Source organism: Pyxidicoccus trucidator (genome assembly GCF_010894435.1).
GTDB lineage: Bacteria > Myxococcota > Myxococcia > Myxococcales > Myxococcaceae > Myxococcus > Myxococcus trucidator.
Genome location: NZ_JAAIXZ010000003.1, coordinates 532,355 through 553,294, shown reverse-complemented (window position 1 = coordinate 553,294; position 20,940 = coordinate 532,355). Strand labels below are relative to the sequence as shown.

Genomic DNA, 20,940 nt, shown 5'->3' with positions numbered 1-20,940 from the left:
GCCTCCCTGCCTCGGGGTCCACTCACATCTTGTCCGACTCCGGTCCGTGAGGAAGCCCGCCCCCGTGTCCCCCGACTCGCATCCCCGGCCAGGGCCTGCGTCCGTCAGCGCCCCCTCCCAGGCGGCTGACCTCTCCGAGACCGCCGTCCAGTCCGAGAGCCCGGCGCGGCGCCTGCTGGCCTCGGCCCCGGGCCGCTATGCCGTGGCGGTCCTGTCCTTCCTGGTGGCGCTGGCCCTCCAGCGGTTCTTGTGGCCGTACATCGCAGCCAGCCCGTTCGTCCTCTTCTTCGCCGCCGTCATGCTCTCTGGCTGGTGGGGCGGCTGGGGGCCGGGCCTCACCACCGTGGGGCTGTCCCTCGTCGCGACGACCTGGCTGTTCCTGCCGCCGCACCACTCCTTCCGGCTCTCGATGGGAAACACGCTCGCGCTCGGCCTCTACACCCTCGTGTCGGTGCTGATGACGAAGCTGAACGTGAGGCTCCGGCGGGCCAACCTGGAGCGCGCGGCACTGCTGGAGCGGGAGCGCAGGGCCCGGAGCGCGGCGGAGACGGAGCGGGCCCGGCTCCACGCCATCTTCATGGACGCACCGGCGCACATCGTCTTCACGCGCGGCCCGGACCACGTCTACACCTTCTCCAACACCATGAACGATGCGCTGGTGGGCCACCGGGCCATCGTTGGCAGGGCCATCCGCGAGTCGGTGGCGGAGGCGGACGAGCAGGGCCTCATCGCCATGATGGACTCCGTCTACGCCACCGGAGAGCCCTTCATCGGCCATGCGCTGCCGGTGAAGTTCACCCAGGCCGACGGCGAGACGCGGGAGACCTTCCTCAACCTCATCTACCAGCCCACGCGGGACGAAGAGGGCCGCATCGAGGGCCTCGCGGGCTTCGGCTTCGACGTGACGGACCTGGTGCGGGCCCGCCAGCGGGCCGAGGCCCTGGCCACCGAGCTGCGGCAGACCGAGGCCCGGGCGCGCGTGCTCGCCGAGTCCAGCGCCGTGCTGGCCGCGTCCCTGGACTACGAGGCCACCCTGAGCAACGCGGCGAGGCTGGTGGTGCCCACGCTCGCGGACTGGTGCCTCGTCGACCTGGCGGGGCCGGACGGGAGGTTCCGGCGGATGGAGGTGGCCCACGCGCGCCCGGAGGACGCCGCCCTGGCGAAAGAAGTTCAGCGCTTCCAGCTCCTGCCCGAGGGCAACCGCCACCATCCCCCCACGGAGGCCCTCCTGCGCGGGGAGCCCCTCCTCGTCGAGGACTTCCCTCCCGAGCGCATCCGCGAGAGCGCGCACAACGAGGAGCATGCCCGGGTGATGCTGGCCGCCGGCATTGTCTCGCTCATCGCGGTGCCGCTGGTGGCGCGGGAACGGATGCTGGGAGTGCTCACCTTCTTCACCTCCTACTCCGGCCGGCGCTACACGCAGGCGGACCTGTCCTTCGGCCGCGAGCTGGCGCACCGGGCGGCGCTCTCCATGGAGAATGCGCGCCTCTATCGCGAGGCCCAGGAGGCCATCCGCCTGCGCGACGAGTTCCTATCCATCGCCAGCCACGAGCTGAAGACGCCGCTCACTCCGCTGAGCCTGAAGCTGCAGGCACTCGCGAGGGAGCTGACCCGCCACCCCGAGGCCATTCCCCGGCGTGCGGTGGAAAGCTACGTGGAGGTGGGCACGCGCCAGGTGCAGAAGCTGGCGGAGCTGGTGGGCGACCTGCTGGACGTGTCGCGCATCACCTCGGGCCGGCTCTCGCTGGAGCTGGAGGACGTGGACCTGGGCCCGCTCGTGCGCGAGGTGCTGGCGCGGTACGAGCCACACGCGGCCCGGACCGGCGCCACGCTCCACTTCACAGGCGTCGAGGCGGGCCTCACCGGCCGGTGGGACCGTCTGCGGCTGGAGCAGGTCGTCACCAACCTCGTCGACAACGCCGTGAAGTACGGCGGGGGCAGGCCCATCCAGGTGCGCCTGGAATCGACCGGGAGCGGTGCCCGGCTGACGGTGCGGGACGAGGGCATCGGCATCGAGCCGGAGTACCTGCCGCGCATCTTCGGCCGCTTCGAGCGCGCCGTGTCGGAGCGCCACTACGGGGGCCTGGGGCTGGGCCTCTACATCACCCGCACGCTGGTGGAGGCCCTGGGCGGAACGGTGCGCGTGGAGAGCGAGCCGGGCCGGGGCTCCACCTTCACGGTGGAGCTGCCAGCGGACCCCGGCCCGGCCGTGGCTGGCACGGGCCCGCGCTAGCGTCCGGTCTTCACTCGCAGCCGGCCAACAGGTCGGGAAGGCACGAGTCCTCGAGGGTGACGAAGCCAATGGGCTTCATGTCCTCCACACGGACGTAGAGGGCATAGCCCACGTGTTCGCCGGCGGGCGGGAAGCAGCTGTACACGGAGACGTCGCCTCCGTTGCAGGTCTGCGTCGCGATGCAGCCGGAGAAGCCTCCGGGGTCGGGGTTGGGGACGAACGCGAACTCGGAAGCCTGGTCGATGCACGACGGCTCGTCATCACCACAGCCCCCCAACGCCAGGACGGACAGCAGCGGCAACACGAAGCGGGCTCGGAGCATGGGGCCATTCTACAAGGCTTCGCCCGACTACACACTCCGGGAGCACGGGTCGCCCCCACCGGGTGTGCGCGTTCCGCCAGGCGAAAGAGCCCTTCCGCGGCGGCGTGTCTCACGGCACCGTCACGGACGCGCGGAGTCCCAGCAAGGCCACGCTGACGAAGCTGGACCCGGGTCCCACGCGCCGAGCGGGCACGAGACTCCCGGCGCTGCCCCTCAGACGCGAGCGCGCGGGAGCTGTGCGTGGGGCTGCCACTCGCCGCTGGCGCCCAGGCAGTAGCGGCAGGTGGCCAGCGGCGTGTCGTTCTCGAGGTAGCCGAGCATCCGCTCCAGCAGGTCCGGCGTGTCGAGGGGCACGCCGTCCACGTCCCCCAGCGCGGGCATCTCCGGGTACCGGGAGCCGAGCACGGTGGCCACGTGGGGTGGGCGGGTGCACGCGTAGAAGCGGCCGGCGTGGACCAGGTGGCAGCGGACCTTGAGCCAGCAGCGCTCGTACACGGCGCGCACGGTGGCGTCGGAGATGTGGGGCGTGTCGGGGGTGAGCTGCTGGAAGGCGTCGATGGACTTCACCGAGAGGTGGACGCCGTGCTGCTCGCAGCGCTCGGTGATGCGGGTGATGGAGCGCTCCGGGAGCGGCGCGGAGGAGTAGACGGACAGGGTCATCCGGTCCAACCGCTCGTAGACGGCATCGGGGGCGCTCTGGGCGAGGAAGCCGTTGGTGGTGATGGAGACCTGCTCGGAGATGCCGGAGGCGCGCACGGCGTCGAGGACGGCGGGCAGGTCGGGATGGAGGAAGGGCTCGCCGCCGGTGAGCTTGAAGATGTTGGGGTGGAGGACGCGAGCCAGGCTGCGCAGGTCCGCTTCGAGGGCGGTGGGAGCCACCGCCCACGTGGGCAGGTGGGGCGAGAGCGGGCAGCACTGCACGCAGCGCAGGTTGCAGTGCGTGGTGACGTGCGACTCCAGGGACCAGGTGAGGATGCGGCCGTCGTGGAGCTCGTAGCGCACGGGCGGACTATAGCGGGGTTGCCCGAGCCCCCCGCGCTTGTCACAGTCACCGCGTGTCCCCTGCTCCTGGCGGCCCGCTCGCCACCCTGCCCCACTACCAGCCTCGGGACGCGGCTTCACCGGAGCGCACCGAGGCCTCGGTGTGGTGGCTCGACCCGGGGGGGCTGGCGCCGTGGGCCGTGGCCGCGCTCCTGCGGCATGCGCTGCTCCCGAGGGAGAGCCTGTTCAGGGACGTGGACCGGGTGTTGGTGACGCTGCCTCAGGTGATGCGTGGGGCGGAGGAGGACCGGCTCGCGGAGCGGCTCCTCTCCGCGCTTGCTGGCACCGTGGGCGCCTACGTCGCATCCGGGGCACGTGATGTGAGCCTCAGTGGCGGCGTGGACAGTGCCGCGCTGTGCGCCCTCGCTGCGCACGAGGCAACCGGGCAGGTGCGCGCGTGGACCATGGATGTCCACTTCGCCGACGCCGTGGAACGGCACAACGCGAGGACGATGGCGCGCGTGGCCGGTGTGGAGCTGGTCGACGTGCCTGTTCCCGACGCCGTGCTCCCAGACTTGTTCGAGGCAGCGGTCCTCAGCAACGAGACTCCGCTCATCAATGCCCGGGCCGTGGCGAGCTTCGCCTTCTATGCGGAGGCCCGCCGACACGGGGCCTCGGTGATGCTGAGTGGCGCTGGCGCGGATGAAGTGCTCCTGGGCAACCCGGAAGCGCTCGCCGGAGCACGGGCCCGAGTGGAGGAAGACAGGCGCCTCGCCCACGAAGTGCTGCGTACGTCCCAGGTCGCCAACCAGGACGCGGGCAACGGCACACGGGAGCCCGCCGTGGAGCACCGGCGCGCGGCAAGCAAGGCATCACCGTCGTCCACTGTGGGCAACTTGGGGACGCGTGCGACGGAGGACGCGCCCTGGGCGCTCAGTCCCGATGAGGGCCGCTCCGAGGAGCTTCGCTACGCGGCCTGGGTCCTACGGGAGCTTGTCCTTCCGCCCGAGCTCCGAGGCGCACGGGCCCACGGCCTCACCGTGTACACGCCCTATCTCGACCCGGGCTTCGCGAACCTGGCGCTGGCGCTTCCCAGGTCCGTGCTCGTGCGCGACGGTGCCGGCAAGTGGCTCTTCCGTCACGCCGTGCGCGCGCTCGTCCCCGACGAGGTCCGTCTCGCGCGCAAGACGCCGCGCTACGCGCACACCGCGCTATCCAGCCCCGTGCGCGACCGCTGGCTGGAGCTCTACCGCGCCTGGCTCTCGCCCTCGCGACTGGAGCCCCTGGAGGTCATCAACCCCACCGCCGTGCTCGCACTGCTGGACCGCTACACCCGTCTACCCCCCGACGCTCCCGAGGCCAGTGGGATGGACCGGCTGTTGATGCGGCTCGTCTCCCTCGCCATGCTGCACGCGCGCTGCCGCTCCCGCCCGCCATGTCCCGAATCCTGATTGCCACCTCGCCCGAGAAGGGCCACCTCAACCCGATGATTGGCGTGGCCCAGTGGCTGCGCCGGCTGGGGCACACCGTGGGCTGGCTGTGCATCCCCGAGCCCGCGCCCCAGCTCGCCCGGCTCGGCGTGGAGGTCCTCCACCTGCCCCGGCCCGAGGCCCCTGCCCCCACTATCGAGACGAGCGGCGAGGCCCTGGCGCGCCTCGTCCTCGACGAGGCGGCGCTGGGGAAGTGGATTCGCGGCCTGCTCATCGACGCGGTGCCGGCGCTGCTCGAACCGGTGCGGCAGGTGGTGCGCGACTTCCGCCCGGACCTCATGGCGCTGGACGGCATGCAGTACGCCGCCGTGCTCGCCGCGCACGAGGCGCGCATCCCCTGGGCGGGCGTGTCCTCGGCCCTCTCGCTGCTGGAGCCGATGAGCGACTACGGCCTGCGCCGCAACGTGCGCGCGCTGGCTCTGGAGCGACAGGCCCTGTTCGCCCGTCACGGCCTCGACGCGAGCTTCCGCAACTGCGAGTGCCTCTCGCCGCGCCTCAACATCATCTTCGCCACCGAGGCGTTCCTGGGTCCCGACGCTGGGCTGCCGCCGGCCACGCACCTCGTCGGGCCGTCGGCGCCGCTCACCGAGCGAGGAGACGAGGTGGACTTCCCCTGGGAGCGCCTGGGCACGAAGCCCGTGGTCTACGTGTCCTTCGGCAGCCAGATTTCCTGGCAGCCCGAGCTGTTCCGCACCATCACCGAGGCCGCCGCCCCGCTGGGTGTCACGGTGGTGCTCAGCGCGGGAGAACTGGCCGACACGGACTACTCTCGCGCGCTGCCCGGGGACGTGGTCGCGGTGCCGTACGTGCCGCAGCGGCAGCTCCTGACGCGGGCTGCGGCGTTCGTCTCACACGGAGGAGCGAACTCGGTGATGGAGGCGATGACGGCGGGCGTGCCGATGCTGCTGTTGCCCGTGTGCAACGACCAGCCCATCCAGGCGCACTTCCTCACGAAGGCGGGCGCGGGGCTCGTGCTGGAGCCGCGCACGCTCACGGTGGAGGACTGCCGCACCGCGCTCCGCAAGCTCCTGGAGCCGGGCACGCCGCTGCGCCAGAAGGTGGCAGCCATCACCGATTCCTACCAGGCGCACGACGGAGCGAAAGAAGCCGCCGAGCACATCGCCGGGCTCGCGGCATGAGCCGGAGCCCGCAAGGCTGGGATGCCCGGCGCTACGTGCCCGAGGGTGTGACTCCGTTGGAGGTATGGAACCTCCCGGTGCTCGGACACGAGCTGTGGGAGCTGCTCGGCGCCGAGCGGGTGGAGGCGGACCGACGCGCGGGAATCCCCGAGTCCATGCTCGCCTTCCACCTGCTCCCCGTGCTCGCGGGAGCCCTGGCGGAGCTGCTGCCCCGGCACGACGTGGACGCGGTGTGGCTCAGCGGTGGACTGGCCTGTCTCGAAGGCTTCGAGTCCCTGATGGAGCAGGCCGCCTCCGTGCTCTCGTGCCCCGTGTACGTCGGGGAGGACCCGCGCTTCGCCCCGGTGCGCGCGGGCCTGCGGCTGTTGGAGCCACTCCAGCCTACGAGTCCCGTGGCATTCGACGTGGGGCAGACCAGCATCAAGTGCGCGAGTCCCGGGGCCGTGAAGCTCTTCGAGCGGGACACCACCGCGCTGCCGCTCCGCCTCATCGGCATGCCGCGCCCGGAGGACGGACACCACGTGCCCGCGGCGGTGCGCTTCATCGCCGGGGCCCTGCGGACCTTCATGGAGCAGGAAGGGAGCAGCCGTTCAGACGCGCTGTGCCTCGCGCTGCCCTGCCCCCTGGACGGAACGCTCATTCCCGGAGGCTGCACCTACGGCTGGGAGGGGCACGCCCCCCTGGTGACGGACCTGCTCCACGCCGCCGGGCTCACGGGCCCGGGCAGCGGCGGCACGGTGCTGGTGCTCAACGACGCGGAGCTGGCCGCGGAGGCCGCGCGAAGGGATGCGCGGCTCGCGGACCGGAGGCGCGTGCTGTGCCTCACGCTCGGGTTCGGCCCGGGGGGCGCGCTGCTCGTGCGCGACTGACCAGGCCTCCGCGCGTCAGTGATGCAGGTCCAGCTCCTTCTTCTGCGCGGGCTCGGGGCGCTGCTTCGTCACCAGGGCCTTGGCGGTGCTGAAGAGGACCTTGAGCTTGCCACCGACGGGGTGGACGTACTCGGCATGCTCGGGGACGAAGCGCAACAGGGCGATGTCGCCCTCATCCGGTCCCTTGGGGAACCACGGCTTCCAGTCCGCCTCCCACAAGGCGTGGATGACGTTCCGGTCACGGATGATTTCCACGGTGCCCGACACGGAGAGGTACGTGGAGCTGTTCTCGGTCGAATGGAAGGCGAGCGAGCAGTGCGGGTCCGTCTCCAGGTCCTGCACCTTCTGGGTGTCCACCCAGGTGGCGAACCAGATTTCGGAGCCCGACTTGCTCTTCTTGGACAGGGCCATGGGCCGCGTGTGGAAGTGCCCGTCGGCGCCGCGCGTGGTGAGGAGCGCCACGTCGTAGTCCTTCAGCAGCGTCTCGAACTCCTGGCGGTCACCTGGAGCGGCGCCCTGCGCCGGCTTCGTCGTGTTCTCGCGTGTCTGTTCCATGGGCTCACCTCGCGTTCGGATTCGGGAAGGACTTTTTCGGATTTGGGATGGTGGAGGAGAAAGTAGGAATCCCCCGACGCGATGAGAGCCATGGGGCGAGAGACGGGAGCACCGCTCGCCAGGCCGGCTGGCCAGTCGGCCTGCCTCTTGCTCATGCTTCGCGCATGCGCCCCCTCCCCTGCCTCGTCCTCATCGCGAGCCTCGCCTGCGCCTGCACCGCGCCCCAGACGCCAGCCCCCGAGCCCGATACCGCTCCCGCCACCGAGCCCCGCTATGTCGTGGGCCTGCTCCCGCTGCGTCCGGTGACCCCGGAAGCCGCCACTGAGGCGAAGGCCCAGGAAGCGCGACTCCTCGCTTCGCTCCAGGAGCTCCTTCGCAACGTGCCCATGGACGTGGTGCACCCCACCGTGGCGGCGCCCGCCAGCGTCGATGAGGCTCGGGTGCGCACGGCCGAGGCGAAGGTGAACGCCCTGGTCTGGGGAGAGGTGTCACAGGAGAACGGCAAGCTCACCGTGAAGCTGAGCAGCTTCGAGTCGACGGTGGGAGCGCCGTCGAGCTTCTGGCCCATGGAGTACACGCTGGGAGACGCAAAGACTGGCGAGCTGCTCGAGCTGGACGCACTGCGCCTCGCGCAGGCGCTGCTCCAGGAGTCCCTGCTGCCGATGATGATGCGCAACCAGCCGGTGAACGTGCGCGCGACGCTGGAGGCGCTGGTGTCGAAGCGCCCAAAGGACTGGGTGGAGTGGAACAAGGACATCATCGAGCGGCGCTGGGGCATGCTGGGGCGCCTCACGCGCGACGGAGCCCTGACGGAGAAGGGCTACCGGGGCGCGCTGGCGGACGTGGCCGCCTGGCGAGCGAACCACGACGCGACGCCAAGCACCAACGCCAAGGAGGCCTTCTACAGCGTGGGCCTCGCGCGAGGCTTCCTCCTGCACGGGAAGCCGCAAGCCGCGGTGGAATTGCTGACTCCCATCGTCAAGCGCATGCCCGAAGACGTCGAGTCCCGGCTGGTGCTCGCCCGTGCGTACCTGGCGATGGGAGACACGGTGCAGCCGATGGTGCTGTTGCAGTCGCTGGTGGATGAGGGAAGGAACCCGGCGGCCGCGAGGATGTATGTGGCGGCGGTGGCGGCGACGTACAGCGGCGCGGAGCTGGCGAGCAGGGTGATGGACCGGCTGGTGGAGAAGAACCCCGACGACACCATGGCCTGGCTGCTGCGTTACCTCACCGTGCCGGGAGCCGCACGGGTGGCGGAGCTGAAGGCCTTCACGGCGTCGCACGCCTCGGCGGACTGGCCGCTGCCGGTGGCGCGCTATCTCACGGGCGAGCTGGACGAGCAGTCACTGTGGGCTGCGACGAAGGACGAGGACTCGCACACGGAGCGCATCCGCCGCATCCAGGTGCACTACTACCTGGGCGAGGCCGCGCGAGCGGGGCGCCAGCCAGGACACGAGGGCTCACCGAGCGCGAGAGACGCCAAGCGCCACTTCGAGGCCGCCATCGCCACCCACGCCTTCCACCACCCGACGTACGACCTGGCGGACTTCCAGCTCGAACAGCTCCGGAGAGGACTCGTGGCGGACAGGCACTGAACCAGGCTCACTTCGCGGTACGGCAAGCGATTGCAGTGAATTCCGCCTGACCTGGTAGCCTGGTCACCTCCCAGCGCCGCCCTGACGCGGCGCGGGTTGCCCATGCACCAGGACCCCGATTGGCCCATCCGTGTCGCTGCGTTCGACGCCTTGCAGCGACGGGTCCATCAGTACGGTGAAGTCCTCCCCTGGGAGCTCATCGACGAGGGCTTCTCGTACCAGGGCGAGACACTCCATTTCGCCAACCGGGCCCGCGGCATCTTCTGGCCACGGCTGATGCGCGAGACGGCGCTGTCCATCAAGACCACGGTGCCGCGCCAGGGGCGCGAAGCGCGGTATGACGACCTGCACTCGGACGAGGGCTTCCTCTACAAGTTCCAGGGAACGGACGTGGCGGGCCGGGACAACCGACGGCTCGTCCGAGCCATGGAGCTGGATGCGCCGCTCATCTACTTCTACGGCATCGAGCCCGGCGCCTACCGTCCCATCTGGCCCGTCTACATCTCCGAGGTAGACCCGGCCGCGCTGTCCTTCACAGTGGTATCGGCCGCACCGGAAGCGCGAGTGCGGGAGCCGGGCCGGTTCGCGGCGGACCCGAAGATGCTGAACCTGGAGCGCCGCTACGCGACGGTGCAGGTGAAGAAGCGGCTGCATCAGGTGGCCTTCCGGCAGCACGTGCTGCGCGCGTATGAGCAGCGCTGCGCCGTGTGCCGCTTCCCGCGCACGGAACTGCTGGACGCGGCGCACATCCTCCCGGACCGCGACGTGCGAGGCCGACCGGAGGTGCCCAACGGACTGTCACTGTGCAAGCTCCACCACGGTGCGTTCGACGCAGACCTGCTGGGCATCCGGCCGGACGGCATCATCGAGATTGCCCAGAGCCTGCTCGACGAGCACGACGGCCCCACGCTGGAGCACGGCCTCAAGGGCTTCGCGGGCAAGCCGCTCGGAATGCTGCCGGGGGCCAAGGCGTTGCGGCCTCGCGGTGACTACCTGGAAGAGCGCTACGAGCGCTTCCGCAAGGCGGGCTGACGCAGCTTCGGCCGCGCCCCACCCGAACCACCAGCCCCCTCCCCCAAACGGACAGCCGACCTACCCGAACGGGTAGCCCCGGGCCCTGCCCGGTCCGCCGATGTGGCGCCACTTCGAGGCCTTTACCTTCTGCCTCGAAAGGAATCGCCATGTCCTCCGACCTCCACTCCCTCTCCCAGTCCCTCGCCTCCGTCGTCGAGCGCGTCGCCCCCAGCATCGTCCGCGTCGAGGCCCGTCGTCGCCGCGGCGCCACCGGCATCGTCTGGAGCGCCGAGGGCCACATCGTCACCACCAGCCACGCCGTCGAGCACGAGGGCCACATCCAGGTGGGCCTCGCCGACGGTCGCACCGTCTCCGCCGAGCTCATCGGCCGTGACGCCAGCACCGACCTCGCCCTCCTCAAGGCCGACGCCTCCAACCTCACCCCGCTTCCTCCGGCTCCGCTCGACGAGGTGAAGGTCGGCCACCTCGTCGTCACCGTGGCCCGTCCAGGGCGCACCGCCCGCGCCACGCTCGGCATGGTCAGCACCCATGGCGAGGGCTGGCGCACCCACGCCGGGGGCCGCGTGGACCGCTACCTCGAGACTGACGCCGACCTCCCGCCCGGCTTCTCCGGTGGCGCGCTCGTGGACACGCAGGGCCGCCTCGTCGGCCTGCTCACCGCCGCCTTCTCCCGCACCGCCGCCGTCGTCATTCCCGGTGACACGCTCACCCGGGTGACGGGCGCGCTGAAGGAGCACGGCGGCGTCCGCCGCGGCTACCTCGGCGTGGGGGCGTACCCCGTGCGTATCCCCCAGCACCTGGTGGAGCGCGCGGGCAGCGAGGCGGGCCTCGTCTTCCTCTCCGTGGACCCGGACGGCCCCGCGCACAAGGCCGGGCTGCTGCTCGGGGACGTGCTGGTGAGCCTGGGCGGCCAGTCGCTGCACCGCGTGGAGGACCTGCTCGGCTACCTGGGTGACGAGAAGGTGGGCACCACCGTGCAGGCCCGCGTCCTGCGCGCGGGTGAGCTGCGCGAGGTGCCCCTCACCGTCGGCAAGCGCTCCTGAGTGAGAGGACGACACGATGAAACTCCTGCAACAGTTCTCCGATGACCTGGAGTCCCTCGTGGCGCGCGCCTCGCCCGCGGTGGTGGGCGTGGAGCACTCGCGAGGCCACGGCACCGGGCTCTTCCTCACGCCGGACGGCTACGTCCTCACCAACCGCCACGTGGTGATGCGCAACCCGCGCGGGCTCACCGTGCAGCTCTCCAACGGCGAGGAGCTCCGCGCCACACTCGTGGGCGGAGACGCCCCCACGGACCTCGCGGTGGTCCGCGCCGAGGGCACGGACTTCCCCACCCTGCCCCTGGCCGAGCCCCAGTCCGTGCGCGTTGGCCAGCTCGTCATGGCCATTGGCAACCCGTTCCGGCTGGAACAGTCCGTGTCGATGGGTGTGGTGAGCGCCATCAACCGCAGCCTCACGCTGCCCAACGGTGTCGTGCTGGAGGGCATGCTCCAGACGGACGCCGCCATCAACCCGGGCAACTCGGGAGGGCCGCTCATCAACACGCGCGGGCAGGTGGTGGGGCTCAACACGCTGGTGCTGCCGTACGCGCAGGGCATCGGCTTCGCGGTGGGCGCGGCCACGGCGGCGTGGGTGGCCAGCCTGCTCATCCAGCGCGGCAAGGTGGAGCGGCGCTTCCTGGGCATCGCCGCCACGGCGGTGAACCTGGACACGCGGCTGGCACAGGACACGGGCCAGCCTCGCGCGGTGAAGGTGCTCAAGGTGCAGGACGGCACTCCGGCCCACGATGCCGGGCTCCAGGTGGACGACCTGCTGCTGGCCATCAACCGCAAGACGGTGAGCAGTGTGGACGACCTCCAGCGTCTGATGGCCCTGGCGACGGACGAAGAGGTGTCGCTGGACATCCTTCGCAAGGGCGGGGGCCGCAAGAAGCTCTCCGCGCGCACCCGCCCTCGTGCCGAGTCCATGGCCGCGTGAGCAAAGGAACGGTGGCTCCAGCCCCCGAGCCTCGAGCCGGGCGGGAGCCACCGTCACCGGGGAGCACGAGTCATCCGCGTCAGGATGACCTGGCCCCGGCCCCTGGCATTGTCACCCTGTCGGACTCCCGTCAGGAGTCCCGGAGCGCTCCGAGCCGCCGCATCATGGGCACGCAGCTTGAATGACGCGGCGAAGGTCCGCCATGCATGACGCCCCGCCCAGACGTTCCCTGAGCCGCGCCCTCCGGGAAGCCGCCAAGGTACTCCTCCTCATCGCCGCTGGCCTCGTCAGCCTGGTGTTGGTGGGAGTCCCGATGCTCCACATCTATTGGGAGAGCGGGTCGAGGCGGGACCGTGCCGACCTGGACCTCCGCAACATCGAACTGGCCTGCAAGCTCTACGGCCGCCAGAAGGGCCGGCTTCCGGGCAGCGAAGAAGGGCTCGGGGCGCTCGTGGACGCGGGCGTCCTGGAAGTCCTGCCGGTGGACCCGTGGGAAGCCCCCTACATCTTCTCAGTCGCGGAGGACGGACATGCCGAGGTGTCGAGCCTCGGCGCCGATGGCAAACCCGGCGGAGACGGGAGTGACGCGGACCTCGTGCGCCGGTTCAAGCTCCAGCCCCCGTGAGCGGGCCTCCGCTCCGCGTCACTTGAACGCGGCGGCGTGCCTCCGTGCCCAGTCCTCGAAGGTGCCCGCCTTGCGGCCCAGCAGCTTCGGAACGGTGTCCGTCACCCGGGCCGTCCTGCCCGCCTTCATGGCCGCGAGCAGGTCCAGCAGCGCGTCCACGTAGACCGGCGGCATCCCGCTGCCGGCCATGGCCTGCTTCGCGGCGTCGGGCGGCACGTCCACGCACTTCACCTCGCGCCCCAGCACCTTCGTGAGCGCGGCGGCCTGCTCCGCGCCGGACAGCGCCTCGGGTCCGGTCAGGGTGTACGCCTTGCCCTCGTGGCCCGGCTCGGTGAGGACCTTCACCGCGACCGCGCCGACGTCCGCCGGGTCGATGACGGACGTCTTCCCCTCGCCCGTGGGCTCGTAGAAGGCCCCCTGGCCCTTGATGCTGCCGATGTTGCCGAGCATGTTGCTCATGAAGTTGATGGGCCGCAGGTGCGTCCACGCCAGGCCGGACGCCTCCACCTGCTTCTCCACGGGCCGGTGCCAGCGGGCGAAGGTGATGGCCTCCTCCTCCGCGCCGAGCACGGACAGCTTCACCACGTGCCGCACGCCCGCCTTCTTCGCGGCGTCGACGGCCTTCGCTTCCAGCACCTGCCCATCCACGCCGGACCCGACGAGGAACAACTTCTCCACACCCTTCATCGCGCGTTCCAGTGACGCGGGGTCGCCCAGGTCGCCCTTCACGATGTCCGCCTTGCCCTCGAACTCGCGAGCCTTCGCCGGGTCTCTCACCAGGAGGCGCGGCCGGACCCCCGCCGCGATGAGCTGCCGGGTGACCTCGCCACCGATGGTGCCTGTCGCGCCGGTCACCAGAATCGTGCCTGCCATGCCTGCCTCCTCGTGAGGGTTGAGCGCGCCAGCTAACGGCGTCGCCTCAGACGCGGCAATGCCCCCCGGTGCCTGGGTGGTGTCGTCCTTCCATCACCGCGTGCCGGGCCTCACCTCGCGAGGGCCCTTTCCATCCACCGCGGGCGACTACGGATGTGTCCCGTGGTGGGCGGGCCTGTTCTCCAGGAAGAGCTCGTCCACGAAGCACCACACCCAGGCTTCACCCGGCTGGAAGGACTGGATGACGGGATGCTGCGTCTGGTGGAAGTGCTTCGTCGCGTGCTTGTTCTTGGACGAGTCACAGCACCCCACGTGGCCGCACGACAGGCAGCGCCGCAGGTGCACCCACTCATCCCCCATCTTGAGACACTCCTCGCAGCCGTTCGTCCGGGCCTCCGGGTTCCCCGCCATCTCCACGTGGTCGCAGGTCTCGGCCATGGTCCACCTCCACGAAGACAAGAGCCTTCTCCACACGCTACGCACGCCAGCCGCGGGCTTCATCCGGACACGGGGGCCGAGCAGCCGGGCCCGTGCTCCCGCGAGTGCTCCCGGAGCCACGGCCTCGCGACGGTGGCCATGGCGAGCCGGAGCGTTCATCCCCACGCTTCCGTCACATGCCCCCCGCTACCCCCGCGCCTCCGTCCTCAGTGGCCTATGCCAGCCCGCGTGGCCGGGGCGTGCTGCTCGCCAGCATCCTCGGCAGCGGCATGGCCTTCCTCGACGGCACCGCCGTCAACGTAGCCCTGCCGGCCATCGGCCGTGAGCTGGGGACGGGCCTGTCCGGCCTCCAGTGGGCGGTGGACGCGTACCTCCTCACGCTCGGCGCCTGGGTGCTGACGGGGGGCGCGCTGGGAGACGTGTGGGGACAGCGCCGCGTCTTCCTGCTCGGGCTGGTGGGCTTCGCGGCCACCTCCGTGCTGTGTGGCCTGGCGCCGGGCATCTGGACGCTCGCCTTGTTCCGCGCCGCGCAGGGCATGGGCGCCGCGCTGCTGGTGCCCGCCAGCCTCGCCCTGCTGCGCACGTCCTTTCCCGAGGAGGACCGCCAGCGCGCCGTGTCCGCCTGGGCGGGGCTGTCTGGCGTCACCACCGCCGTGGGTCCACTGCTCGGCGGCTGGCTGGTGGATGCCGGCTCCTGGCGCCTCGTCTTCTTCCTCAACGTGCCCGTGGCCGCGCTCGCCGCGTGGGTGACGCTTCGCCATGTGCCGGACGACGCACCGACGGGGGATGCTCGGAAGCTGGACCTCGCCGGCTCGGTGACGGCGGCGCTCGGGCTCGGCGGCGTCATCTATGCGCTCATCGAGGGCCCCGCCCATGGGTGGAACCCCTCCGCCATCCTCGCGGCCGTGGGCGGCACCGCGCTGCTCGTGGCCTTCCTCTTCCTGGAGGCCCGGGGACGTCACCCCATGCTGCCGCTCGCGCTGTTCCGCTCGCGCACCTTCTCCGGCGCGAACCTCACCACGCTCGCGGTGTACTTCGCGCTGGGCGGAGCCATCTTCCTCGTCGTGCTCGCGCTGCAGCAGGAGCTCGGGTACTCCGCGCTCGCCGCCGGGGCGGCGCTCCTGCCCATCACCCTGCTGCTGCTCGCGCTGTCACCCATGGTGGGCCGACTCGCCGGACGCCTCGGCGCGCGTCCGCTGATGACGGTGGGGCCGGTGCTGGCGGGCGTGGGGCTCGCGCTCCTCACGCGCCTGCGAGAGGGCGGGGGCTACGTGAGCACGGTGCTGCCCGGAGTCATCGTGCTGGGCCTGGGACTGGCGCTCACCGTGGGCCCGCTCACCGCGGTGGTGCTCGGCGCGGTCGAGGACCGGCACGCGGGCATCGCCTCCGGGGTGAACAACGCGGTGGCCCGCATCGCCGGCCTGCTCGCGGTGGCGTTGCTGCCGCTGCTGGGAGGACTGGCCGGGGACTCCGGCGCGGACTTTCTCGCGGGCACGCGGCGCGCGCTCTGGGTGTCCGCGGGGCTGTGCTTCCTCGGCGCCCTGTGCGCGCTGCTCACCATTCCCCGCGAGGCCGGACGCGCCGAGAAAGGCCCTACGAAGCCGCGCACGTCAGCAGGGAAGCCACAGCCGAAAGCACTGCCTCGGGAGCAACACGCATAGGACGGCACCCGCCGGGCCGTGAGCACACCGTCGAGCCGGGAGCTGGAGCGCATGGCACGGCACGGTCCAGCGGGAGCCCCGGGGCTACGCCCCCTCCGGCGTCCACTCCAGCGCGATGGGGTTGGGCGCGAAGCCCAGCTTCTCGTAGAGCTGCCTGCCCTCCTCCGAGGCATGCAGCCACAGCCGCGCCAGGCCCGCCTCGCGCGCGAAGGCCATCAACTCCTTCATCAGCGCGCGAGAGATGCCCCGGCCCCGCCACGCGGGCGCGGTGTACATGTTGAGGATATAGCCCTCCAGGCCGCTCAGGTGGTTCGCCGCGGGCGGCCGCTCGAAGGGGACCAGCCCGCTGCACGCCACGGCCTTGCCCTCCATGAAGGCAAGCCACACGTGGAACCGTCCCCCGGGCAGGGCCGTGCTCAGGTAGCGCCGGGTGGCCACTTCCCAGGCCGCCGCGTTCGCGTCGGTCAGTCCTCCGAAGATGCGCATCAACTCACGCCGAAGCCGGACGACCTCTTCGAGGTCCTCCACCCCTGCCTTGCGGATGTTCCACGTGCTCATGCGGCGCTCCTCGCTCGGAAAGAAGAAGGCCCCCGTCCACGTCGGGACGAGGGCCTCCGGTCATCATCCCATACGGGGTGAAACCTAGCTGCTCTTGTACTTCACCGAGCAACCGTACGGCGTGGTGGTGGCGGCCGGTACCGGCTTGCCGGTGAGCAGCGCGTCCACCGCCGTCTTCACGTGGTTGACCTTCTTGTCGCTCTTGCCGCGCGGGTCGTCGTCGATGGCGCCCGCGTAGCGCACGACGCCCTGCTCATCGATGACGTACATGTGCGGCGTCGTCTTCGCGCCGTAGGACTTGCCCACCGTGCCGGGAGCGTCCTGGAGCACGGCATAGGTGAAGCCCTCCGTCTTCTTCCAGGCCGCGGACTTCTCCGGCGTGTTGTGCGCCGTGGAGTCCACCGCCAGCCACACCACCTTCTTCGCGTCGAAGCCCTTCAGCGTGGTGGCCATGGTGTCGGCCGTGTAGTGCCGCTGCACGAAGGGGCACTCGGGGTTGGTCCACTCCAGGACGACGACCTTGCCCTTGTACTGCGCCAGCGAGTGCTCCTTGCCCGTCTCGTCCTTCAGCGTGAAGGCCGGCGCGGGCTTGCCCACCTCGGCGTCCGCGAAGGCGGGGGCGCCCACGAACAGCGTACCGAGCGCGAGTGCGGTGAAGACCTGCTTCATGGCGTTCCTCCTCTGGATTTGGACTGCTTCTTCAGGGTCGTGGGAAACCGACGGCACAGACGATGCTCGAGCCACTCTTCTTTCGCGCCGGGGAGCACTCCGACGCGCGCTTCACCGAGTCCACCACCAGCTCCGCGGTGAGCAGCTCGGGCAGCACCTCCGCCTTGTCCGGAGCGCCGGGGCTCATCACCAGGTACATGGGCACGCCCGCGCGGCCATGCTCGGCCAGCTTGGCGGTGATGCGCGCGTCGCGGCGCGTCCAGTCGGCCACGAAGAAGGCGACATGGTGCTCGGAGAAGGCGGCGCGCACCTCCTCGCGCGCCAGCACGGTGCGCTCGTTGAACTTGCAGGTGAGGCACCAGTCCGCCGTGAAGTCGATGAACACCGGCTGCCCGGCCTCCAGCGCCGCCGTCACCGCCGCCGCGTCCCATGGCTGAGCCGCCGAGGAGGCGCGCGGCGCCGCCGGGGCCGACTCCTCGAAGCGCAGCGACATCAGGCCCGACGTCACGAGCACCAGCCCCGCCACCGCCACCATGGCCAGCTTGCGCGCGCCCTCCTGTGCCTGCGACTGGCCATACAGCCACGTGCCCAGCCCCACCGCGACGAGGAAGGCGAGCAGCCGCGCCATGCCGTCCACGCCGGCCAGCCCGCCCATCACCCACACCAGCCACACCGTGGTGGCCAGCAGCGCGAAGCCCAGCACCTGCTTGAAGCGCTCCATCCACGCGCCCGGCTTGGGCAGCTTCTTCGCCAGCCCCGGCACCAGCACCAGCACGCAGAAGGGCAGCGCGAGCCCCAGGCCCAGCGCGGTGAAGACGGCCAGCACCGTGAGCGGGCCCGCCGCGAAGGCGAAGCCCACCGCCGTGCCCAGCAGCGGCGCCGAGCAGGGCGTGGCCAGCACCACCGCCAGCACACCCTCGCCCGCGCTGTGCATCAGCCCGTGGCTCCGGTCCACCGTGCCCACCAGCGCCGTGCCGTCCAGGCCCACGTTGAAGACGCCGAAGAGGTTGAGAGCGAAGGCCACCAGAATCGCGCTCACCGCCGCGACGAAGAGCGGCTCCTGGAACTGGAAGCCCCAGCCCACGCTGGAGCCGCCCGCGCGCAGCACCAGCACCGTGCCCGCCAGCAGCAGCATGCTGCCCACGATTCCGCCCGTGTACGCCGCCGTGTGCGCGCCCACGCGGCCCTGCTCCTGCTGCACCATGCGCGTGAAGCCGTACGCCTTCAGCGCCAGCACGGGGAACACGCACGGCATCAGGTTGAGCAGCGCGCCCCCGAGGAACGCGAACAGCAGCGCCAGGCCCAGCCCCACGGACGAGTCCGCCGCGACGGGCACCGCCGGAGCCACGGCCGCCACCGGCTTCACGGCGGCGATGCTGTCCTTCACCGAGGGAGGCTTCACCGTCGCGGGCCCCGCGGCCACCGCGCCAGCCACCACGGGCGCCATCGGCACATCCACCGCGAGCGGCAGGTAGCCCGCCGCCGCCGAGCCCAGGAGCAGCACGCCGGAGAGGCGCGGCTCCTTCTCCGGCGCGTCCGGCTCCAGCTTCCCCTTCAGCTTGAAGCGGCCGGGGCCCGAGGCCGTGAGGCCCACGCTCGCCACGCCGGAGATGCGGTCGGGGGTGAAGAAGTCCCCCTGCAGCGCGGGCAGCGGCGCGCCACCGGGGCCCGTCACGGTGACGGTGCCGGTGAAGTCCTGGCCGGCGGTGAGCTGCTTCGAGTCCAGCGCGAGCTGCACCGTGTGGCCGGTGTCCGCCGTCGGGCGGGGCACCTTCGCCTGGGCCGCGTCGAAGGCGCGCACGGCCTCGGCGGCCCGCACCGTCTCCGGCCCCACCGGCACGCTGCGCGTCAGCATCAGCTCGGCGGGGATGCAGTGCACCTCGCACACCAGCGCCTCGGCGGCGGCGGACAATTGCAGCTGGCCCTTGGCGTCCTCGGCGGCGCGCGCCTGGGCGAAGAGGAGCACCTCGCCGTCATAGCCGTGGGTGGTGATGAAGCCGTCCGGCGTGCGGAAGGTGTGCGGGTAGGGCCACTGGAGCGGCCCCACGGTGGAGCCCGGCGTGTCCCAGGTGACGTCCGTCTCCAGCCCGGAGTCGCCGGGGTTCTTCCAGTAGATGTGCCAACCCGGGTCCATCCGGAAGCGCACACCGACACGGAACGCGTCGCCCGGCTTCACCTGGGTGGCATCCACCAGCAGGGTCGCCTCCACGCGTGGGTCACCCTCGTCGGGCGCTCCGGTGCCCACGGCGGACGGGGGCACTTCGGCCCACGCGACCGCCGCCACCAGGAGCAAACCCACGACACCGACCTGGCCGAGCCTCTTCGACTGCTGACGCCTCATGCGCCTCCCGTTAACCCACCGGAGGCCGGGCCGCCAGCGAAGGGCACGGGTCTCCAACGTGAATGAACCATCCGGGCAGGCGGGCATTCCCCGGCGCTCCGCCGCCCGCTCTTCCGTACGGAGCCGGAGTACGGGCGGTTACGTGGAGGTGGGAGAAGGCCCGCCCCGCCCTGGAGAAGGGCAGGCGGGCGGGCGGCGGCTACTCCTCGGACTTCCAGGGCACCAGCGCCGGCGCGGGCAGGGCGGGGCCCACGCGGCTCATGGTGATGCGGGAGACCTCGGAGTGCGCGCGGCGCATCACCAGCGCGGCGGGCTGCTGGTTGGCGCGGCGCTCCAGGAAGCGGCGCAGGTCGGCTAGCCGCTCCACGTGGCGCTGCGCGGGCACCTCGGGCGCGCCCAGCCGGGCCAGCTTGTAGAGGGCGATGTCGGCGGTCTGCAGCGCGCGCTCGGCGGAGTCCTGGTGCCGGCGGCCCAGGGCCTTCCACGCGGCGGACTCGGCGGCCACCAGCTCCAGCTCGGCGGATACGGCGCGCACGTAGCGGCCCTGGTCGCTGTCCGGGAGGATGCGCGTCACCGGAATGGTGATGCGGCGCGTGTCGCCGTTCTCGGTGAAGGACGTGGACACGCCCATGTTCCACTCCGCCGAACCCAGCAGGCCGGAGAAGAGGACGCGGCGGGGGAAGGCCTGGGACACCGCGCCCAGGGTGGCGCTCATGGCGTCGCCCTCGACGCGCGCGGGGTAGCGGTGGCGGCAGCGCAGGTCGGCGAAGCCCGTGGGCAGCACGTACACGCGCGCGTCGGACACCACCTCGCCGAACAGCTCCGCGCCCAATTGGCCCACCGCCATGGGTAGACCTTCGGCGTCGTCCACATGGACGAAGCCGGTGCCGGACGGGCTGGTGAGGGCCTCCAGGATGTCGGGCAGGTAGTGCCGGCCCAGGCCGAGCGCGTGCAGCATGACGCCGGACTCGGCCACGCGCGCGCCCAGCGTCTTGAACTCGGCCAGCTGCGACGGGCCCACGGATGGCTCGCCGTCGGTGAGCATCAGCACCTGCGGCCGGGCGCCGGGCACGAGCACGCGGCGACCCGCCTCGGCGGCGCGCTCCACGGCCTCGTGCAGGGCGGTGCCCTCGCCGGACTCCAGCCGCGACAGCACCTTGAGGAACTGGGCCTTCGCGTTGGCCTCCATGGCGCGCATGGGGAGCACCTGCTCGGGCTCGGCGTCGAAGGTGAGCAGGCCCAGGTAGTCACGCGGGCTGGCGCGCTCCACCAGCGTCTGCGCGGCCTGCACGGCGGACAGCAGGGGGATGCCGCGCATGGACGCGCTGCGGTCCAGCGCGAGGTTGATGGCCACCGGCGCGCGGGGCGCGTCGGCGTCCGCCTCCAGCGTGACGAGGAGGAGCACCTCGCGGCCGTGCTCGGCATCGCGCTCCACTGCCCAGGCCGTCTGCTTCATCCGAACTCCCCCGGGGTCTCACGAGGCATCGTGCCGCGAATCTCTCTGCGAGGAATGACGCCCCTCGCCGCCGGAAGTCTCATGGGCCACAACGCCCCGGGAGCGGGGGCTCCCACGGGAAGG

General features: G+C 71.5%; 19 protein-coding genes. 10 read left to right on the top strand and 9 right to left on the bottom strand.

From position 1 onward, the window contains the following. Positions 1 to 64: 64 nt before the first annotated feature. Positions 65 to 2,233, top strand: a complete 2,169-nt coding sequence (locus G4D85_RS12285; protein ID WP_420821703.1) for a sensor histidine kinase — start codon at positions 65 to 67, stop codon at positions 2,231 to 2,233. 10 nt (positions 2,234 to 2,243) lie between these two features. On the opposite strand, the gene G4D85_RS12280 is transcribed toward G4D85_RS12285, so the two are convergent. Both G4D85_RS12280 and G4D85_RS12275 read right to left on the bottom strand, forming a co-directional pair. Further along, the gene (locus tag G4D85_RS12280) at positions 2,244 to 2,555 is read right to left on the bottom strand and encodes a hypothetical protein (protein ID WP_164011385.1); all 312 of its coding nucleotides are present in this window, start codon (positions 2,553 to 2,555) and stop codon (positions 2,244 to 2,246) included. Positions 2,556 to 2,768: 213 nt separating this feature from the next. Next, positions 2,769 to 3,557 carry a radical SAM protein gene (locus tag G4D85_RS12275; protein ID WP_164011383.1) on the bottom strand — a complete coding sequence of 263 codons (789 nt, stop codon included), beginning with the start codon at positions 3,555 to 3,557 and terminating at the stop codon, positions 2,769 to 2,771. Positions 3,558 to 3,610: 53 nt separating this feature from the next. Here G4D85_RS12275 and G4D85_RS12270 point away from each other — a divergent pair, with 53 nt between their 5' ends. The 3 genes from G4D85_RS12270 to G4D85_RS12260 are packed head-to-tail and all read left to right on the top strand — an operon-like array spanning position 3,611 to position 7,034. Further along, positions 3,611 to 4,987, top strand: coding sequence for an asparagine synthase-related protein (locus G4D85_RS12270; RefSeq protein WP_164011381.1), 1,377 nt, complete (start codon positions 3,611 to 3,613; stop codon positions 4,985 to 4,987). Beyond that, entirely contained in the window at positions 4,972 to 6,165 is a 1,194-nt protein-coding gene (locus G4D85_RS12265) for a glycosyltransferase (RefSeq protein ID WP_164011379.1), read from the top strand. The genes G4D85_RS12270 and G4D85_RS12265 overlap by 16 nt, the downstream gene beginning before the upstream one ends. After that, positions 6,162 to 7,034: an ROK family protein gene (locus G4D85_RS12260; protein WP_164011377.1), complete on the top strand. Its 873-nt coding sequence runs from the start codon at positions 6,162 to 6,164 to the stop codon at positions 7,032 to 7,034. The genes G4D85_RS12265 and G4D85_RS12260 overlap by 4 nt, the downstream gene beginning before the upstream one ends. Before the next feature lie 15 nt (positions 7,035 to 7,049). On the opposite strand, the gene G4D85_RS12255 is transcribed toward G4D85_RS12260, so the two are convergent. Beyond that, positions 7,050 to 7,589 carry a pyridoxamine 5'-phosphate oxidase family protein gene (locus G4D85_RS12255; protein WP_164011375.1) on the bottom strand — a complete coding sequence of 180 codons (540 nt, stop codon included), beginning with the start codon at positions 7,587 to 7,589 and terminating at the stop codon, positions 7,050 to 7,052. Positions 7,590 to 7,753: 164 nt separating this feature from the next. Here G4D85_RS12255 and G4D85_RS12250 point away from each other — a divergent pair, with 164 nt between their 5' ends. The 5 genes from G4D85_RS12250 (at position 7,754) to G4D85_RS12230 (ending at position 12,821) form a co-directional block, all read left to right on the top strand. Further along, positions 7,754 to 9,184 (top strand): tetratricopeptide repeat protein, encoded by a 1,431-nt coding sequence (locus G4D85_RS12250; protein ID WP_164011373.1) that lies wholly within the window; start codon positions 7,754 to 7,756, stop codon positions 9,182 to 9,184. A 102-nt stretch (positions 9,185 to 9,286) separates the two neighbouring features. Continuing rightward, positions 9,287 to 10,216, top strand: a complete 930-nt coding sequence (locus G4D85_RS12245; protein WP_164011371.1) for an HNH endonuclease — start codon at positions 9,287 to 9,289, stop codon at positions 10,214 to 10,216. A 149-nt stretch (positions 10,217 to 10,365) separates the two neighbouring features. Further along, on the top strand, positions 10,366 to 11,262 hold the full coding sequence (locus G4D85_RS12240) for a S1C family serine protease (RefSeq protein ID WP_164011368.1): 897 nt from the start codon (positions 10,366 to 10,368) through the stop codon (positions 11,260 to 11,262). 16 nt (positions 11,263 to 11,278) lie between these two features. Then, the gene (locus tag G4D85_RS12235; RefSeq protein ID WP_164011366.1) at positions 11,279 to 12,196 is read left to right on the top strand and encodes a S1C family serine protease; all 918 of its coding nucleotides are present in this window, start codon (positions 11,279 to 11,281) and stop codon (positions 12,194 to 12,196) included. Positions 12,197 to 12,398: 202 nt separating this feature from the next. Further along, positions 12,399 to 12,821, top strand: a complete 423-nt coding sequence (locus tag G4D85_RS12230) for a type II secretion system protein GspG (RefSeq protein ID WP_164011364.1) — start codon at positions 12,399 to 12,401, stop codon at positions 12,819 to 12,821. Positions 12,822 to 12,839: 18 nt separating this feature from the next. On the opposite strand, the gene G4D85_RS12225 is transcribed toward G4D85_RS12230, so the two are convergent. Continuing rightward, positions 12,840 to 13,694, bottom strand: coding sequence for an SDR family oxidoreductase (locus tag G4D85_RS12225; protein ID WP_164011362.1), 855 nt, complete (start codon positions 13,692 to 13,694; stop codon positions 12,840 to 12,842). A 147-nt stretch (positions 13,695 to 13,841) separates the two neighbouring features. Next, on the bottom strand, positions 13,842 to 14,132 hold the full coding sequence (locus G4D85_RS12220) for a UBP-type zinc finger domain-containing protein (RefSeq protein WP_164011360.1): 291 nt from the start codon (positions 14,130 to 14,132) through the stop codon (positions 13,842 to 13,844). Positions 14,133 to 14,308: 176 nt separating this feature from the next. Here G4D85_RS12220 and G4D85_RS12215 point away from each other — a divergent pair, with 176 nt between their 5' ends. Beyond that, a complete protein-coding gene (locus G4D85_RS12215; protein ID WP_164011358.1) occupies positions 14,309 to 15,793 on the top strand; it encodes an MFS transporter in 1,485 nt (494 codons plus the stop codon). Between the two features lie 84 nt (positions 15,794 to 15,877). Here G4D85_RS12215 and G4D85_RS12210 read toward each other — a convergent pair whose 3' ends face one another. The 4 genes from G4D85_RS12210 to G4D85_RS12195 form a co-directional block, all read right to left on the bottom strand. Continuing rightward, a complete protein-coding gene (locus tag G4D85_RS12210; RefSeq protein ID WP_164011357.1) occupies positions 15,878 to 16,351 on the bottom strand; it encodes a GNAT family N-acetyltransferase in 474 nt (157 codons plus the stop codon). 84 nt (positions 16,352 to 16,435) lie between these two features. Then, positions 16,436 to 17,020: a thioredoxin family protein gene (locus tag G4D85_RS12205; RefSeq protein WP_164011355.1), complete on the bottom strand. Its 585-nt coding sequence runs from the start codon at positions 17,018 to 17,020 to the stop codon at positions 16,436 to 16,438. Positions 17,021 to 17,051: 31 nt separating this feature from the next. Beyond that, entirely contained in the window at positions 17,052 to 19,361 is a 2,310-nt protein-coding gene (locus G4D85_RS12200; protein ID WP_164011353.1) for a protein-disulfide reductase DsbD family protein, read from the bottom strand. 199 nt (positions 19,362 to 19,560) lie between these two features. Then, a complete protein-coding gene (locus G4D85_RS12195) occupies positions 19,561 to 20,817 on the bottom strand; it encodes a vWA domain-containing protein (RefSeq protein ID WP_164011351.1) in 1,257 nt (418 codons plus the stop codon). Positions 20,818 to 20,940: the final 123 nt, after the last annotated feature.

Bases quoted from the DNA above. Each gene is read 5' to 3' on its own strand.
- G4D85_RS12255 (WP_164011375.1), bottom strand. From the start codon at position 7,589: ATGGAACAGACACGCGAGAACACGACGAAGCCGGCGCAGGGCGCCGCT.
- G4D85_RS12210 (WP_164011357.1), bottom strand. From the start codon at position 16,351: ATGAGCACGTGGAACATCCGCAAGGCAGGGGTGGAGGACCTCGAAGAG.
- G4D85_RS12235 (WP_164011366.1), top strand. From the start codon at position 11,279: ATGAAACTCCTGCAACAGTTCTCCGATGACCTGGAGTCCCTCGTGGCG.
- G4D85_RS12195 (WP_164011351.1), bottom strand. From the start codon at position 20,817: ATGAAGCAGACGGCCTGGGCAGTGGAGCGCGATGCCGAGCACGGCCGC.
- G4D85_RS12200 (WP_164011353.1), bottom strand. From the start codon at position 19,361: ATGAGGCGTCAGCAGTCGAAGAGGCTCGGCCAGGTCGGTGTCGTGGGT.
- G4D85_RS12245 (WP_164011371.1), top strand. From the start codon at position 9,287: ATGCACCAGGACCCCGATTGGCCCATCCGTGTCGCTGCGTTCGACGCC.
- G4D85_RS12250 (WP_164011373.1), top strand. From the start codon at position 7,754: ATGCGCCCCCTCCCCTGCCTCGTCCTCATCGCGAGCCTCGCCTGCGCC.
- G4D85_RS12215 (WP_164011358.1), top strand. From the start codon at position 14,309: ATGCCCCCCGCTACCCCCGCGCCTCCGTCCTCAGTGGCCTATGCCAGC.
- G4D85_RS12240 (WP_164011368.1), top strand. From the start codon at position 10,366: ATGTCCTCCGACCTCCACTCCCTCTCCCAGTCCCTCGCCTCCGTCGTC.
- G4D85_RS12230 (WP_164011364.1), top strand. From the start codon at position 12,399: ATGCATGACGCCCCGCCCAGACGTTCCCTGAGCCGCGCCCTCCGGGAA.
- G4D85_RS12280 (WP_164011385.1), bottom strand. From the start codon at position 2,555: ATGCTCCGAGCCCGCTTCGTGTTGCCGCTGCTGTCCGTCCTGGCGTTG.
- G4D85_RS12265 (WP_164011379.1), top strand. From the start codon at position 4,972: ATGTCCCGAATCCTGATTGCCACCTCGCCCGAGAAGGGCCACCTCAAC.
- G4D85_RS12225 (WP_164011362.1), bottom strand. From the start codon at position 13,694: ATGGCAGGCACGATTCTGGTGACCGGCGCGACAGGCACCATCGGTGGC.
- G4D85_RS12220 (WP_164011360.1), bottom strand. From the start codon at position 14,132: ATGGCCGAGACCTGCGACCACGTGGAGATGGCGGGGAACCCGGAGGCC.
- G4D85_RS12205 (WP_164011355.1), bottom strand. From the start codon at position 17,020: ATGAAGCAGGTCTTCACCGCACTCGCGCTCGGTACGCTGTTCGTGGGC.
- G4D85_RS12260 (WP_164011377.1), top strand. From the start codon at position 6,162: ATGAGCCGGAGCCCGCAAGGCTGGGATGCCCGGCGCTACGTGCCCGAG.